The organism is Streptomyces yongxingensis, assembly GCF_055597465.1.
Window position 1 is genome coordinate 9,376,080 of the sequence record NZ_CM145717.1, and the last position, 14,975, is coordinate 9,391,054.

General features: G+C 71.5%; 12 protein-coding genes. 4 read left to right on the forward strand and 8 right to left on the reverse strand.

Annotated features, from left to right (window positions below):
• Window positions 1-11 precede the first annotated feature (11 nt).
• On the reverse strand, window positions 12-1,022 hold the full coding sequence (locus tag ACZ6TD_RS40140) for an O-antigen ligase family protein (protein ID WP_471346071.1): 1,011 nt from the start codon (window positions 1,020-1,022) through the stop codon (window positions 12-14).
• A 215-nt stretch (window positions 1,023-1,237) separates the two neighbouring features.
• Here ACZ6TD_RS40140 and ACZ6TD_RS40145 point away from each other — a divergent pair, with 215 nt between their 5' ends.
• From ACZ6TD_RS40145 to ACZ6TD_RS40155, 3 genes are all read left to right on the forward strand, one after another.
• Window positions 1,238-1,717 carry an NUDIX hydrolase gene (locus ACZ6TD_RS40145; RefSeq protein ID WP_470014154.1) on the forward strand — a complete coding sequence of 160 codons (480 nt, stop codon included), beginning with the start codon at window positions 1,238-1,240 and terminating at the stop codon, window positions 1,715-1,717.
• Window positions 1,718-1,772: 55 nt separating this feature from the next.
• Window positions 1,773-2,579: a 3-hydroxybutyrate dehydrogenase gene (locus tag ACZ6TD_RS40150; protein WP_471346073.1), complete on the forward strand. Its 807-nt coding sequence runs from the start codon at window positions 1,773-1,775 to the stop codon at window positions 2,577-2,579.
• A gap of 281 nt (window positions 2,580-2,860) precedes the next feature.
• Entirely contained in the window at window positions 2,861-4,909 is a 2,049-nt protein-coding gene (locus ACZ6TD_RS40155; protein ID WP_471346075.1) for a helix-turn-helix domain-containing protein, read from the forward strand.
• On the opposite strand, the gene ACZ6TD_RS40160 is transcribed toward ACZ6TD_RS40155, so the two are convergent.
• From ACZ6TD_RS40160 to ACZ6TD_RS40170, 3 genes are all read right to left on the reverse strand, one after another.
• Entirely contained in the window at window positions 4,903-6,327 is a 1,425-nt protein-coding gene (locus tag ACZ6TD_RS40160) for an MFS transporter (protein WP_471346077.1), read from the reverse strand. The two genes, ACZ6TD_RS40155 and ACZ6TD_RS40160, sit on opposite strands and share 7 nt — an antisense overlap.
• 167 nt (window positions 6,328-6,494) lie before the next feature.
• Window positions 6,495-7,586 (reverse strand): IS630 family transposase, encoded by a 1,092-nt coding sequence (locus ACZ6TD_RS40165; protein ID WP_471346079.1) that lies wholly within the window; start codon window positions 7,584-7,586, stop codon window positions 6,495-6,497.
• A 202-nt stretch (window positions 7,587-7,788) separates the two neighbouring features.
• A complete protein-coding gene (locus tag ACZ6TD_RS40170; RefSeq protein WP_471346081.1) occupies window positions 7,789-8,469 on the reverse strand; it encodes a TetR/AcrR family transcriptional regulator in 681 nt (226 codons plus the stop codon).
• 123 nt (window positions 8,470-8,592) lie between these two features.
• Between ACZ6TD_RS40170 and ACZ6TD_RS40175 the strand changes: the two genes are divergently transcribed.
• Window positions 8,593-9,786, forward strand: coding sequence for a cytochrome P450 family protein (locus tag ACZ6TD_RS40175; protein ID WP_471346083.1), 1,194 nt, complete (start codon window positions 8,593-8,595; stop codon window positions 9,784-9,786).
• A gap of 74 nt (window positions 9,787-9,860) precedes the next feature.
• Here the strand turns inward: ACZ6TD_RS40175 and ACZ6TD_RS40180 are convergent, their stop codons facing one another.
• From ACZ6TD_RS40180 to ACZ6TD_RS40195, 4 genes are all read right to left on the reverse strand, one after another.
• On the reverse strand, window positions 9,861-11,222 hold the full coding sequence (locus ACZ6TD_RS40180) for a cytochrome P450 (RefSeq protein ID WP_471346085.1): 1,362 nt from the start codon (window positions 11,220-11,222) through the stop codon (window positions 9,861-9,863).
• Window positions 11,223-11,304: 82 nt separating this feature from the next.
• Window positions 11,305-12,666, reverse strand: a complete 1,362-nt coding sequence (locus ACZ6TD_RS40185; RefSeq protein ID WP_471346087.1) for a cytochrome P450 — start codon at window positions 12,664-12,666, stop codon at window positions 11,305-11,307.
• A gap of 14 nt (window positions 12,667-12,680) precedes the next feature.
• Window positions 12,681-13,604, reverse strand: coding sequence for a terpene synthase family protein (locus tag ACZ6TD_RS40190; protein ID WP_471346089.1), 924 nt, complete (start codon window positions 13,602-13,604; stop codon window positions 12,681-12,683).
• Window positions 13,601-14,680, reverse strand: coding sequence for a polyprenyl synthetase family protein (locus ACZ6TD_RS40195; protein WP_471346090.1), 1,080 nt, complete (start codon window positions 14,678-14,680; stop codon window positions 13,601-13,603). Before ACZ6TD_RS40195 ends, ACZ6TD_RS40190 begins: the two co-directional genes overlap by 4 nt.
• Between the last annotated feature and the right edge of the window lie 295 nt (window positions 14,681-14,975).

Consider the following 14,975-nt stretch of genomic DNA (forward strand, 5'->3'; position numbering starts at 1 on the left):
CCGGGGCTCGCTTACGGCACCGCTCCAGGGGTGTCGTCCAGGCGGCGGGCGGTCGCCAGCCCGGCGAGGAGACCCGCTCCCGCGGTGATCTGGGAGAAGCTGAGGGCGTTGCCCAGACAGGACTCGACGGCCAGGGCCGTGAGGGTCGCGGCCGCCGTAAGGACCACCGGAGTGGGGCGCGGGGAGCGCCACAGGGCGAGGAGCATCCAGCCGAAGGCCGCGCCCAGCAGGGCCACCCCCGGCAGCCCCTGACCGGCTGCCTGCTGGAGCGGCGCCGAATGCGGCTTGGCCTCCGGGCCCAGCGGCTGGGCCGCCGCGGGGCTCAGTTCGCCGAAGCGGTCCGGGCCCGCACCGCGCAGCGGGTCCGTCTCCTCAATACGGGCGGCGTCCTGCCACAGCCGGATCCGGTGCTCGGTGAGATGGGCGCGCAGGGAGGGCGGCAGTCCGCCCGGGACCGCGCCCTTGGCGACCGCCCATGTGCCGCCGACCGCGACCGCCGCGATCAGCGCGCACGCGGCGAGCGCCGGCAGCCGCCGCGGCCGAGCGGCGACGAGCGAGCCCACCAGGACGGCGCCGCTCGCCACCGAGCCGACCGTCGAGCCGCCCACCACGGCCGTCAGCGTGATCGCCACGGCCGGCAGCCACAGCGCCGGGCGGAGGACCCGCGGGGCGGCCCAGGCCGCGCAGCAGACCGCGCCCGTGGCCAGGGTGAGCTGGGCCGCGCCCGGCCCCTCATGGCCGGTGAGCCCGTACGGCGAGGTGCAGGCCAGGCCGAACCCCGCGAGTCCGGCCGCCGCCGCCCCGGCGACCGGCAGCAGCGATCCGGCGATCCGGCCGCAGGCGTACCCGGCGGCCACCGCCAGCACGGCCAGCAGCACCCCCTCGGGGCGGGCCGGCCGCCCCGTGGCCGCGATCAGCGCCCAGACGGCGCAACCGGCCAGGATCAGAACCCCCGCGATGTCGGACGCACCGGCGCGGCCGGCGGCCGGTCCGCCGTGCTCCTGCACGACAGGCTCCACCACTGATGACGTCATCCCGTCGACCCCCCGTCGTGACGGGCACCGCGCCGACGCCCTTACGGCCGTCGCGCGAGCCATGACACCCGAAACCGTAGCGCTTGTCGTAAGGAATGTGTATATGGTGCGCAGAAACGATGAGTCGGTGGTGAAACGCCCGCCGTGGAGGGCGCCGTACGGCCGCCGCGCGCGCCCCCGATTCCGCCCGATACCCTCGGCCCATGCCGACCCCCGACTTCATCCGTGACCTCAGGGCCTCCATCGGCCACCAACTGCTCTATCTGCCGGGCGTGAGCGCCGTGGTCTTCGACGACCAGGACCGGGTGCTGCTGGGCCGCCGGGCCGACAACGGCCGCTGGACCATCATCTGTGGCATCCCCGAACCCGGTGAGCAGCCGGCCACGGCGGTGGTCCGCGAGGTCGAGGAGGAGACCGCGGTGCGCTGTGTCCCCGAACGCATCGTGCTCGTACGGACCCTGGCGCCGGTGACCTACCCCAACGACGACAGGTGCCAGTTCGTGGACGTCTGCTTCCGCTGCCGCGCGGTCGGTGGCGAGGCGCGGGTGAACGACGACGAGTCGCTGGACGTCGGCTGGTTCCCGCTCGACGCGCTGCCCGCGATGGAGGACTTCTCCCTGTCCCGGATCAAGCAGGCGCTCGAGGACGGCCCGACATGGTTCGAGCCCATCGTCGAGGAGTGAAGTATGTGCCGCCCCCACATCGGTCCGGGCCCGACGGCTGCCTAATGTGCCCCTCATGAGCGCGTCCACCACACCAGGCCCGGACCCACGGCCGTCCGGCGGCCCCGATCTCTCCGGCCGTACCGCACTCGTCACGGGCGCCGCCGGGGGCATCGGCCGGGCCTGTACGCTGCGGCTGGCCACCGCCGGGGCGCGGGTGCGGGCCGTCGACCTGGACGCCGAGGGCCTCACCGACCTCGTCGCCGCTGCCTCCGGACTGCCCGGGCCTGTCGAGGCCCACCCCCTGGACCTCACCGACCTCGACGCCGCCGAGCGGGCCGCCGCCGGCACCGACATCCTGGTCAACAACGCCGGGCTCCAACTCGTCCGGCCCATCCAGGACTTTCCGCCCGAGGTCTTCTCCCGGGTGCTCACCGTGATGCTGGAGGCCCCCTTCCGGCTGGTGCGGGGCGCGCTGCCGCACATGTACGCCCAGGGCTGGGGCCGGATCGTGAACATCTCCTCGGTGCACGGGCTGCGCGCCTCCCCGTACAAGTCGGCCTATGTGGCCGCCAAACACGGCCTGGAGGGGCTCTCCAAGGTCGCCGCCCTGGAGGGCGCGGAGCACGGGGTGACCTCCAACTGCGTCAACCCCGGCTATGTGCGCACCCCGCTCGTCGAGCGGCAGGTCGCCGACCAGGCCGAGGCCCACGGGATCTCCCCGGAGCGGGTGGTCTCCGAGGTGATGCTGGCCGATGCGGCGGTCAAGCGGCTGGTCGAGCCCGAGGAGGTCGCCGAGGCCGTCGCGTATCTCTGCGGTCCGCACACGTCCTTCATCACCGGGGCCTCGCTGAGCATGGACGGCGGATGGACCGCCCACTGAGCGGCCCATCGGATCGGTCACCGGCCCGTGATGGCCGATTGGCTCAGCCACCGGACCACGAGAGCGGATTGGCCGATCCACCGGCGGACGATGGCCGATTGGCCGATCCACCGGCGGACGGTGGCCGATTGGCTGAGCCAGCTCCGGACGGTGGCCGATTGGCTGAGCCAGTTCCGGACGGTGGCCCATTGGCTCAGCCACCGGACCGCCTGTTGCCCGGCCGCCCCGTCGACAGGGCACCGGGCCGCCTTACGGCTGGCGCCGCCGCGCCCGGCGGGAGTATGCCTGTGCCCATGCCCGACGACCGGCCGGAGACCCCCTACCTGGAACTGCTCGCGCGCGGCGCGCCCGCCGAGGCGTACGAGCGCCCGGTGCTGCGCGCCCGCGCCGACAAGGCCCCGGCCGACCGGCTGGCGGCCCTGGAGCGCGCCAAGCTGCTCGCCCTGCGGGTGCGCGGTGAGCTGGAGGGGAGACGGCGCCGCGAGGCCGAGCTGTCCGCGCTCTTCGAGACCGCCCACGACCTGGCGGGGCTGCGCGACCTGGACGCGGTGCTCCAGGCCATCGTGCAGCGCGCCCGCTCCCTGCTGGGTACCGAGGTGGCCTATCTGACGCTCAACGACCCGACGGCCGGTGACACCTATATGAGGGTCACCGACGGCTCGGTCTCGGCCCGCTTCCAGCAACTGCGGCTCGGCATGGGGGAGGGGCTCGGCGGTCTGGTGGCCCAGACCGCCCGCCCCTATGTGACCGAGAGCTACTTCCACGATCCGCGGTTCCAGCACACCCACGCCATCGACGCGGGCGTCAGGGAGGAGGGCCTCGTCGCCATCCTCGGGGTGCCGCTGCTGCTCGGCAGCGGTGTCATCGGCGTGCTGTTCGCGGCCGACCGCCGGGCCCGGGTGTTCGAACGCGAACAGACGGCGCTGCTGGGCTCGTTCGCCGCCCACGCGGCCGTGGCCATCGACACCGCCCATCTGCTCGCCGAGACCCGTACGGCGCTCGCCGAGCTGGAGGCCGCAAACGAGATCATCCGGGATCGCAGCCGGGTCATCGAGCGCGCCTCCGACGTCCACGACCGGCTCACCGAGCTGGTGCTGCGCGGCGGCGGGGTGCAGGACGTCGCCGACGCCCTGGCCGAGGTGCTCAGCGGCTCGGTGGAGTTCCTCGAGGCCGACGAGGCGCCCACGGCGGCCGTCGACCGGTCCCGGGCCGACGGCCACGCGGTGCGCGACGGAGAGGAGGACTGGGTAGCCGCGGTCTCGGCGGGCGGCGAACTGCTCGGCGCGCTCGTGCTGCGCGGCCACCCCCGGCTCGACCCCGTGGACCAGCGCACCCTGGAGCGGGCCGCGATGGTCACCTCGCTGCTTCAGCTCGCCCGCCGCTCGGCGGGCGAGGCCGAACAGCGGGTGCGCGGCGAGCTCCTGGACGACCTCCTCGACGCCCCCGACCGCGAACCCCGGCTGCTGCGCGAGCGCGCCGCGCGGCTCCAGGCGGACCTGGACACACCCCATGTGGTGCTCGCGGCGGGCATCGAGGCACCGGGCCCCGGCACACCCGTCACCGGTCCCGGCGCCGGGTCCGGGTCCGGCGACGCACACGGCACCACGCACGGCAACACCCACGGCACCACCCACGGAAGCAGGCCCGGAAGCACATCCGGTGGCGCGCCCGCAGAGGACGCCGCGGGCCGTCGGCGCCTGTGGTCCGCCGCGTCCCACCTGGCGGCCACCCGGCACGGTCTGGCCGCCACCCGCGACGGCGGCACCGTCCTGCTGCTGCCGCTCGCCGACGGCGACACCGCGGACTCCCTCGCCCGCCGCACCGCCCGGCAACTGGGCACCGCCGTGCACGCCGCGGTCACCGTGGGCGCCTCCGCACCGGTCCCCGCGCCCGCCGCGCGACCCGAGGAGGTCGCCGCGGGCTACGCCGAGGCCCGGCGCTGTCTGGCCGCCCTGCGGGTGCTGGGCCGGGCCGGACAGGGCGCCGCCGCCGAGGACTTCGGGTTCCTCGGTCTGCTGCTGGCCGGGACCCGCGAGGGCGCCCCGGACGGCACCGGCGTCCAGGACTTCGTGAACCGCACCGTGGGCGCCGTCATCGACTACGACGAGCGGCGCGGCACCGAGCTGATCCGCACGCTCGACGCGTACTTCGCCGGCGGGATGAGCCCGGCCCGTACGAAGGACGCCCTCCACGTGCACGTCAACACGGTGACGCAGCGGCTGGAGCGGGTCGGGCGGCTGCTCGGCCCCGACTGGCAGTCGCCCGCCCGCTCCCTGGAGATCCAGCTCGCCCTGCGGCTGCACCGCCTGGCCTCGGCCGTGGGCTACTGAGCCGAGGCCGAACGGGCCGTGCGCTCCGCCGCCTCCGTCGCCGACCGCGGGGAGGGGGCCGAAGTCGGTTCGACGGCGGCCAGATCGCGGTCCCGGGTCTCCTTGGCGACGCCCACGGCCACCAGGGTGAGCAGGGCCGCCGCGATCACATAGAGGGCGATCGGCGTGGCGCTGTCGTAGTCGGCCAGCAGCGCGGTGGCGATCAGCGGGGCGGGCGCACCGGCCGCGACGGACGAGAACTGCGCGCCGATCGACGCCCCCGAATACCGCATCCGGGTCGCGAACATCTCGGAGAAGAAGGCCGCCTGGGGCGCGTACATCGCCCCGTGGAAGATCAGCCCGACCGTCACGGCGAGCACCACGGCCGGGAAGCCCTTGGTGTCGATGAGGAGGAAGAACGGGAAGGCCCACGCGCCCACGCCCGCCGCGCCCAGGAGATACACCGGACGGCGCCCGACCCGGTCCGACAGTGCGCCCCATGCCGGGATGACCGCGAAGTGCACGGCCGAGGCGATCAGTACGGCGTTGAGCGCGGTCTGCTTGCCGAGGCCCACATGGTCGGAGGTCGCGTAGACGAGGACGAAGGCGGTGATGACGTAGTAGCTGATGTTCTCGGCCATCCGCGCGCCCATGGCGATCAGCACATCCCGCCAGTGGTGGCGCAGGACCGCCACCAGCGGCATCTTCTCGGCGGCGTCCTCCCCGCCCGCGGCCGCCTTACGGGCCTCGGCCCGGGCCAGCGCCGCCTTGAACACCGGCGACTCATCGACAGAGAGACGAATCCACAAGCCGACCAGCACCAGCACCCCCGAGAGCAGGAACGGCACTCGCCACCCCCATGACTCGAAGGCGTCGTCGGAGAGCGTGGCCGTCAGCGCGGAGAGCACCCCGGTGGCCAGAAGCTGCCCCGCGGGGGCGCCGGTCTGCGGCCAGGACGCCCAGAACCCGCGCCGCCGCGCGTCCCCGTGCTCCGACACCAGCAGCACCGCCCCGCCCCATTCGCCGCCCAGTGCGAACCCCTGGAGCAGACGCAGCGCGGTGAGCAGTACGGGCGCCGCCGAGCCGACCGTGGCGTGGGTGGGCAGCAGCCCGATGGCGCAGGTCGCGCCGCCCATCATCAGCAGACTCAGGATCAGCAGCTTCTTACGGCCGAGCCGGTCGCCGTAGTGGCCGAAGACCAGGGCGCCGACCGGCCGGGCGGCGAAGCCGACCGCGTAGGTCAGGAACGACAGCAGTGTGCCGACGAGCGGGTCGGAGTCCGGGAAGAAGAGCTTGTTGAAGACGAGCGCGGCGGCCGAGCCGTAGAGGAAGAAGTCGTACCACTCGATGGTGGTGCCGATGAGGCTCGCGGCGACGATACGGCGCAGGGAGCCGGGTGGGGTCGGGGGAGCGGAGGCCGGAGAATCCGGGGTGGGCATGGGTCACCACTTCCGAGCGGGGTGCGGGGACGGTTTTGTGTTGCCACACCGTAGAAATGCGCAGTTCGGCTCGGATATGTAGGCGGGCGACATACTTCACCCGGCCACTGTGGTGACACGTCCGCCCGGGAGACCCGTGCGTCGGCCGCGCCCCGCCCCGGAGCCCCCTAGTGACCTGAGTCGGAGATTCTCTGGCAGTAGGCGGCGACTTTGTCGAGGATTTCGTCGGCGGTCTTGGTCCAGGCGAAGGGTCTGGGGTGTTCGTTCCAGTCGGCGAGCCAGGTTCGGATGTCGCGTTCGAGGGCTTGGACGGAGCGGTGGACACTGCGGCGGAGTTTCTTGCTGGTCAGTTCGCCGAACCATCGCTCCACCAGGTTCAGCCACGATGAGCCGGTGGGCGTGAAGTGCAGGTGGAAGCGGGGATGTGCCAGCAGCCACTTCTTGACGGCGGGCGTCTTGTGGGTGGCGTAGTTGTCCAGGATCAGATGCACGTCGAGGTCTGCGGGTACTTCCTTATCGAGCTTGGTCAGGAACTTCTTGAACTCGGCGGCCCGGTGTCGGCGGTGCAGTGAACCGATCACCTTGCCCGTGGCCACTTCCAGGGCCGCGAAGAGGGTGGTGGTGCCGGCGCGGACATAGTCGTGACTGCGGCGTTCGGGAACGCCAGGCATTATCGGCAGCACCGGCTGCGAACGGTCCAGGGCCTGGATCTGGGACTTCTCGTCCACGCATAGCACCAGGGCCTTCTCCGGCGGGTCGAGGTAGAGGCCCACCACATCGCGGACCTTGTCGATGAACAGCGGGTCTGTGGACAGCTTGAACGTCTCGGAGCGGTGCGGGGCCAAGGCGAAGGCACGCCAGATCCTTGAGATGGCGGACTGGGACATCCCGGTCGCTGCCGCCATCGACCGGGTCGACCAGTGCGTGGCGTTCGTCGGCTTCTCCTCCAGTGTCTTGACGATGACCCGCTCCACATCGCCATCGGTGATCTTCCTGGGGACACCTGGCCTGGGCTCGTCGGACAGGCCGTCCAGACCGCGGTCGAGGAAGCGCCTTCGCCAGGTGCGGACCGTGTCCGGAGCGACCTTCAGCCGCCGTGACACCTCCATGATCGAGTGTCCCTGGGAACACTCCAGCACGATCCGGGACCGCAAGGCCAGAGCCTGAGCTGTCGACCGGCGACGCACCCACCCCTCAAGCACAGCACGCTGGGCATCCGTTACCGACAATGGCGGGATCTTCGGTCCACGACGATTCACACCAAACCAACGACGAACCTCTGACTCAGGTCACTAGGGTCCTTCTGACGGATCTCCGTGGAGGAAGGAGCGACGCCCGGCACGCCCTCTCGCCGCACCGCGCGAAAGCCCAAGTAGCTCCGCTACGAGGGCATCCGCGCGGCACGCCGAGAGCACGCCCCGGACGCCGCTCCTTCCTCCACGGAGATCCGTCAGAAGGACCCTAGTCGGCGCGTCCCGCGCGCGGCCGCCGTACCTTGCCGAGCTGGAGCATGGCGGCGTTGAGCTCTTCCGGGGTGAGCGAGGGGGCCGGGAGCGGATGGGACCCCTCGGGGCGCAGCCCGTCGAGCAGCAGGGCCAGATAGCGGCGCCAGGCCAGTGGCGCGGCCACGGTCGAGCCGGGGACCGCGCGGCCGAGCGCGGCCAGCATGAACTGGAGGTCCTCCGCGGTGGCGTCCGCCCGGACCTTGCCCTGCTCCTGGGCGCGGCCCAGAAGGTCGTCGAGCGTCTTGTGGTTCTCCTTACGGAGCGCGTCGAGCGAGGGGACGCCCTGGATGCCGGTGGTCATCAGGTCGTTGGTGCCCCGGTCGGCGGCGAGCAGCCCGAAGATGCGCTCCAGGTAGGCTGTGAGCCCGGCCCAGGCGTCGGTCGCGGAGCGGGCCTCCTCGGCCGCCCGCAGAATGTCCCGAAGGGAATCGCCGAACACCGCCTCGATGAGTTCCGCCCGGCCGGCGAACCGCCGGTAGAGGGTGGCGCTGCCGACTCCGGCCCGACGGGCGATGTCGTCGAGCGGGGCGTCCACACCCTGATCCGTGTAGATCTCCCGGGCGGCAGCTATCAGCATCTCGCGGTTGCGCCGTGCGTCTCGGCGCAACGGTGTCTCTTTCTCCACACGGCTGCCCATGGCCCGCAACCCTAACACTAACCGGGGGAATCTCTCCGGTTAGGTGTTAAGATCATCGCCAGGGCGGGGAACGATCCCCGGTTCTGGCTTCGGGGGAAGCCGCCAACCGACTGAGGGGATCGCATGCCCCAGGATCTGTCCGCGCTCGGCGCGGATTTCGTCGTCAACCCGTATCCGGTCTACGCACGTCTGCGGGAGCGGGGCCCGCTCCACCGGGTGCGCACCGACGCCTCCGGGGAGTTCTGGCTCGTCGTCGGCCACGAGGAGGCCCGCGCCGCGCTGACCGACCCCCGGCTGAGCAATGACGTCCGTCACTCGGCCACGTGGCAGGACGACGGCGGCAACGCCATCGGGCGGAACATGGTGCAGACCGACCCGCCGCACCACACCCGGCTGCGGGGGCTGGTGGCCCGTGCCTTCACCCCGGGCCGGATCGAGGCCCTGCGCCCCCGCGTCCGGCAGATCGCGGACGAACTGCTGGACGCGATGGCCCCGCTGGGCCGGGCCGACCTCGTCGAGGACTACGCGCTGCCGCTGCCCCTGGCCGTCATCTGCGAGCTGCTGGGGGTGCCGGAGACCGATCGCAAGGCGTTCCACGACTGGTACCTCGAGAGCACCGATCTGACCCGCCCGGAGGCCGCCGGTGCCGCCGCCCAGGCCCTGACGGGATACTTCGCGGAGCTCATCGAGACCAAGCGCCGCACCCCCGGCGACGATCTGCTCAGCGCCCTGGTCCGCACCATGGACGGGGACGGCGACGCGCTCTCCGACGAGGAGATGCTCGGCATGGCCTTCGTGCTGCTGGTCGCCGGGTACGAGACCTCCGCCAACCTGATCTCCAGCGGCACCCTCGCCCTGCTCCGCCACCCCGGGCAGCTGGCCGCGCTGCGCGCCGACTGGTCGCTGCTGGAGGGCGCGATCGAGGAGATGCTGCGCTACGACGGCCCGGTGGAGAGCGCCGCGTTCCGCTTCACCAGGGAGCCGGTGGAGATCGCGGGTACGACCATTCCGGCCGGGGAGCCGGTGGCGGTCGCCCTGGCCGCCGGGTCGCGTGACCCCCGGCGCTTCGCCGAGCCGGACCGCTTCGACATCCGGCGCGCACCGCGCGGCCATCTCGGCTTCGGCCACGGTGTCCACCACTGCCTGGGTGCGCCGCTGGCCCGGCTCGAAGCGGCCATCGCCTTCCGGGCCCTGCTGGAGCGCTGCCCCGATCTCGCCCTGGAGGCCGATCCGGCCGGACTCGCCTGGCGGCCCAGCCTGATGCTGCGCGGGCTGCGGCGACTGCCGGTACGTTTCACCCCCGCTCCGGACGCCTGAGCTCCCGGCCAGGAGCACTCGACGGACCGCGGTGGCCCCCCACCGCGGTCCGTCGAGTCTGCGGGGCGCGGCGTTCAGCGTGGCTCCGGAATCATCCGCAGCGGACCGGCCGTGAGGCTCATCTGCGGCCTCGGCCGGATCTTCGTCCCCGGAATCGGGCGCATCCGCCAGCGGCTCGCGATCGCGGCCAGGGCGAGTGTCGCCTCCGTCATGCCGAAGACGTCGCCGATGCACTTGCGGCTGCCACCGCCGAACGGCAGATACGAACCGCGCGTCACCTCCTTGGCCCGCTCGGGGAGCCAGCGGTCCGGGTCGAAGGACTCCGGGCGGGGGAAGAGAGCCGGATCGCGGTGCAGCACATACGGGCTGATCAGCACGTCCGACGCCGGGGGCAGCCGCCGCCCGCCGAGCTCGGTGGTCTCGGTGGTGGTCCGGGTGAACAGCCACGCGGGCGGGAAGAGCCGCAGCGCCTCGCTGAACACCCGCTGGGTGTACGCGAGCCGGGGGACGTCGGCGTAAGCCGGGGCGCGCCCGCCCAGCACCTCGTCGACCTCGGCGTGCAGCGCGGCCTCGGCCCGGGGATTGCGGCCGAGCAGGAACCAGGTCCAGGTCAGCGCGGAGGCGGTGGTCTCGATCCCGGCCAGCAGCAGGGTCATGACCTGGTCGTGGATCTCCTGGTCCGACATCGTGCCGCCGGTCTCGTCGTCCTGTGCCGCGAAGAGCGCGGACAGCACATCGCCGCGGTCGCCGTCGTCCGACGCCTTGTAGTCGTCGATCATGCGGTCGATGAGCTGGTTGAGCCGGGCGAGCGCGTCCTCGAAGCGCCGGTTCGCCGCGAGCGGGAGCCTGGCCAGCAGCCCGGTGGGGTCGATCGCCTGCCGGTAGGCGCCCTCCACGACGATGGGCAGACAGTGCTGGATCTCGGCCACGGCATGCGGCGCCATATCGGTCGAGAAGAGCGCACGGGCGGTCACCCGCGCGGTGAGCGCGAGCATCTCGTGGCTGACGTCGATGGGGTGGCGCGCGGCCCACGCCGTCGACTCGGCCTCGCACTCCCGCTCCATCACCTCGGCGTACGTGGCGATCCGGGCGGCGTGGAACGCGGGCTGCACCAGCCGGCGCTGCCGCCGGTGGTCCGCCCAGTCGGAGGTGATCAGGCCGTTGCCCAGGATGGGCTTGGCCTTCTCCTTGACCGGCCCGCCGGTGTCGTAGACCCGCGCGTTCACCAGCACCTGCTGGATCAGCTCCGGATGACAGGGCAGATAGACCGGCCGGGGCCCCAGCCGGAGTTCGACCAGATCGCCGTGGGCGGGCAGGGAGGCCAGGAACTGAAGCGGCTTGCGGCCCATCAGCAGGGCGTGGCCGACCAGCGGAAGCCCGCCGGGAGCGATGGCGTGCCGCCAGTGGCGCGTCGCCGGTTGCTGCGCGGTCCTCATGCGGAAGATGTCCTTCACTCGCGAGGTGGGGTACGGAAGGTGCGGGGCGTCCGGTCCGGGGCGGGCCCCGGACCGGACGTCGTCAGCGCGGCTCGCACACCATGGGCAGCGGGCCGGGTTCGAGCGTCGCCTTCGGCTCGGGGCGCAATGTCGTCCCGGGCACCGGGCGGAGGCGCCACCGGCTCGCGATCGTGGCCACGATGAGGGCGGTCTCGGTCAGCGCCAGGACGTCCCCGATGCACTTGTGGCTGCCCGCGCCGAACGGGAGCAGCGCCCCGCGCTCCACCTCCCTGGCGCGGTCGCCGAGCCAGCGCTCGGGGTCGAACCGCTCGGGGTCGGGGAACAGTCCGGGGTTGTGGTGCAGCGCCTGGGCGCTGTAGAGGATCATCGTGCCCGCCGGGATCGTCCGGCCGCCGAGCTCGGTCTCGGCCGCCGTGACCCGCATCGCCATCCAGGACGGCGGATACAGCCGCAGCGACTCGGTGATGACCCCGCGGGTGTACTCCAGGGACGGCAGGTCCTCGAAGGTGGGGATGCGACCCTCCAGGACCTCGTCGATCTCGGCGTGCACCCGCTTCTCCACCTCCGGGTGGGCGCCCAGGAGGTGGAAGACGAAGGCGAGGGTCGAGGCGGTGGTCTCGCTCCCGGCCACCAGGAAGGTGACCACCTGGTCGAGGACCTCGCCGTCGTCAAGGCCCTTCCCGGTCTCCGGGTGTTCGGCGCGCAGCAGCGTGGAGAGCAGATCGCCGTGGTCGGCGCCGGAGCGCCGGCGGTCGCGGATCATCCCGTCCACGATCTGCCGCAGCCGGGCATTGGCCCGGTCATAGCGCCGGTTGCCCGGGGTGGGGAGCTTCTCCATGATTCCCAAGGGCGCCATGGTGCGCTTGTAGATGCCGTCCGAGACGATGCGCAGACAGTGGCGCGCCTCGTCGATCGTCGCCTCGTCGATCCCGGTGGAGAACAGCGTCCGCGCGGCCACCCGCATCAGCAGGGCGTGCATGGTGTCGCTGATGTCCAGGGTGCGCCCCGGCTCCCAGGAGCCGATCGCGGCACGGGTGTCATCGGCGACCGCGGCGGTGTAGGCGGCGATCTTCGGGGTGTGGAACGCGGGCTGGATCATCCGCCGCTGGTAGCGGTGGTCCTCGCCCCGGGAGACCGAGAGGCTGTTCCCGAGCAGCTGCCGCGCCTTGTCGAAGACCCCGCCCTTGTCGAACACCCGGGGATTGAGCAGCACCTGGCGGACCAGCTCGGGATGGCAGGCCAGATAGGCGCGGCTGGGCCCCAGCCTGACCTCGACCAGATCGCCGTGGGCGGGCAGGGAGGCCAGGAACTGCAGCGGACGGCGCCAGAGCGCCAGGGTGTGCCCCAGCAGCGGCACCGAGCCGGGTGCCGTGCCGGTGGTCCAGGAGCGCTCCGGCTGTGCGGAGCTCTTCGCGGGAGTCACGGATCCCCGTTCCCTCACTGGATGCGGGAGTTGACGTCGTTGACGGCCGTCTTGTAGCGCTTGTTGCTGGTGGTCCAGACGAAGTTGCCGTAGATCAGATCGAGGAAGACGTCCTGCGTCAGCTGGTCGAACGCCTTGATGCACTCGATGTCCTCGATCATGTCATCGAGCCGGGCCTGGAAGAACTCCTTGAACGCCGTCTCATCGCTCACATCGCAGAGCCGGAAACAGTTGGTGATCTGGCCCAGGGAGACCTCGCGGTCATAGGAGTAGAAGTCGTTGACGATGGTGAGTCCCCGGGTGGTCATCCGCGCGGCCAGGCTCGTCTTGGCGTGTTCGGTGAACTCCGGATGCCGGTAGATCGGATACGACATCTTCATCCAGAAGTCGACGCCGATGTCGGTCACCCGGAAACGGAAATACTGCTCCGGGGACGTGGTGCACAGCGCCGCCTTGATGGGCGAGTCGCGGAACATATGGTCACTGGTGACGAAGGCACGCGCCGCCTCGTACGCGACCTCCGCGTCCTCGGGGCTGTAGTACTTCTCGCAGATCTTGCGGAGCTGGGGCAGGAAGAGACCGAAGTCGTGGAGTGCGGGATCCATGTCGTCCCACACGAACGTCACACAGTTCAGGACGCAGACGGCCTTGAACGCCTCCATGTCCTTGATATGGCGGGGGCTCTGGGACCACAGCACCACCCCCACATAGGAGATCCAGCGTTCATCGGAAACCGATTTGCCGAGGGGAGCCACCGCCGCGTTGCAGTCGTCGATGACCTCGCGCAGTTCGGCGTCGGTCAATTCGACCTTGGTGGGCCGGGTGACGACATGGCGGTCGAACATCTCCTGGAAGCGGCGGGTGCACTCCTCCAGGTACGGGCGGACGCTGTTCCGGCCGATGCCCTGGGCCCCGGCCGTGGAAAGTCCGGTCGTCATGAGTTCCTCACAGTGGCCAGGCGGGCGATCTGCTTCAGCGCGTTGACCGCGTCCGCGGTGAATGGGGCGTCGTCGAGGGCCCGCAGGGCCTGCGTCCGGCGGTCGTCGATCATCTGCTCGACGGCCTCCCGGGCGGTGGTGGCGGCGAAGATCTCCTGAATGGTCGCGGCGTCCCGCTCGTCCAGCAGCGGATTGCCGATGAGGCTGCGCAGCCGCGCCGCCTGGGCGCTGTCGGAGCCGCGCAGGGCGAGCGCGATCAGGGTGGTGTTCTTCCCGGCCCGCAGATCGTCCAGCTGGGACTTGCCGGTCGACTCCGGATCGCCGTACACGCCCAGCAGGTCGTCGCGGAGCTGGAACGCCTCACCGAGCGGCAGGGCGTAGGCGGTGAATGCCTCCATGGCCTCCGGGCCGGCGCCCGCGACGGCGGCTCCGACGTGCAGCGGACGCTCGATGGTGTACTTGGCGGTCTTGTACCGGTTGACCGTGAGGGTGGCCTCGACGTCGTCCGTCAGCTCCCCGGTGGCCTGCAGATCGAGGTACTGGCCCAGCATCACCTCGGTGCGCATCTCCGACAGCAGCGGCAGTACGGCGTCGAACTGGACGGGGGTCAGACCGGCCGAGTGCAGGAGTTCGTCCGACCAGGTGAGGGCGAGGTCGCCGAGCAGCACGGCCCCGCTGACCCCGAACCGCTCGATCTGATCGGGTCTGCGGTCGGTGGCGCACAGCGCGGCCAGGGTGCGATGGATGGTCGGCCGGCCGCGGCGGGTGTCGCTGTCGTCCATGACGTCGTCGTGGATCAGCGCGAAGGCGTGGAACATCTCCAGACAGGCGGCCACCCGGAACACCGCCTCGGTGTCCTCGCCGCCGCCGACGGCCTGCCAGCCGGTGACACACAACAGGGGCCGTATGCGCTTTCCGCCGGACAGGAAATCCCTGAGCAGCCCGGAGAGATACGGCAGATGGTGTTGTGGGGTGGTGCGGGCCTTGGCCGTCAGAAAATCTTCGAGTACGACGTCCACCGACTCACGGACGGCATCCGCATCCAAGCGGCCGGGGCTGAGCGTGGGTGTGGTCATGCGACTGACTCCTCCACGTCGAAATGTCGAAATCCGTTGATTAAGGAGAAGAAAACAGGCACGCGGAAACCCTTGCTTTGTATGGAAAAAGATGGATTGCCGTCCGTGCTCTGTACGGCACCATGAAGGCGGACGTGAGACACGACCGCCGCCCCATGGTCGATATATCGAACGCCCGTGACGGGCGCGAAGGTTCAGACGCTGAGGGAATCGTGCGGTCGGCGCGGGCGGGTCATTTCCGCGCGTGGAATCCGGGCCGGGCCGCAAAGGGGCCCCGGTCGCTGCGACACCCGCG

What these genes read in the sequence shown, in the direction of transcription:
- ACZ6TD_RS40145 (WP_470014154.1), top strand. Translation starts at nt 1,238, where the DNA reads ATGCCGACCCCCGACTTCATCCGTGACCTCAGGGCCTCCATCGGCCAC.
- ACZ6TD_RS40150 (WP_471346073.1), top strand. Translation starts at nt 1,773, where the DNA reads ATGAGCGCGTCCACCACACCAGGCCCGGACCCACGGCCGTCCGGCGGC.
- ACZ6TD_RS40155 (WP_471346075.1), top strand. Translation starts at nt 2,861, where the DNA reads ATGCCTGTGCCCATGCCCGACGACCGGCCGGAGACCCCCTACCTGGAA.
- ACZ6TD_RS40160 (WP_471346077.1), bottom strand. Translation starts at nt 6,327, where the DNA reads ATGCCCACCCCGGATTCTCCGGCCTCCGCTCCCCCGACCCCACCCGGC.
- ACZ6TD_RS40170 (WP_471346081.1), bottom strand. Translation starts at nt 8,469, where the DNA reads ATGGGCAGCCGTGTGGAGAAAGAGACACCGTTGCGCCGAGACGCACGG.
- ACZ6TD_RS40175 (WP_471346083.1), top strand. Translation starts at nt 8,593, where the DNA reads ATGCCCCAGGATCTGTCCGCGCTCGGCGCGGATTTCGTCGTCAACCCG.
- ACZ6TD_RS40180 (WP_471346085.1), bottom strand. Translation starts at nt 11,222, where the DNA reads ATGAGGACCGCGCAGCAACCGGCGACGCGCCACTGGCGGCACGCCATC.
- ACZ6TD_RS40190 (WP_471346089.1), bottom strand. Translation starts at nt 13,604, where the DNA reads ATGACGACCGGACTTTCCACGGCCGGGGCCCAGGGCATCGGCCGGAAC.
- ACZ6TD_RS40195 (WP_471346090.1), bottom strand. Translation starts at nt 14,680, where the DNA reads ATGACCACACCCACGCTCAGCCCCGGCCGCTTGGATGCGGATGCCGTC.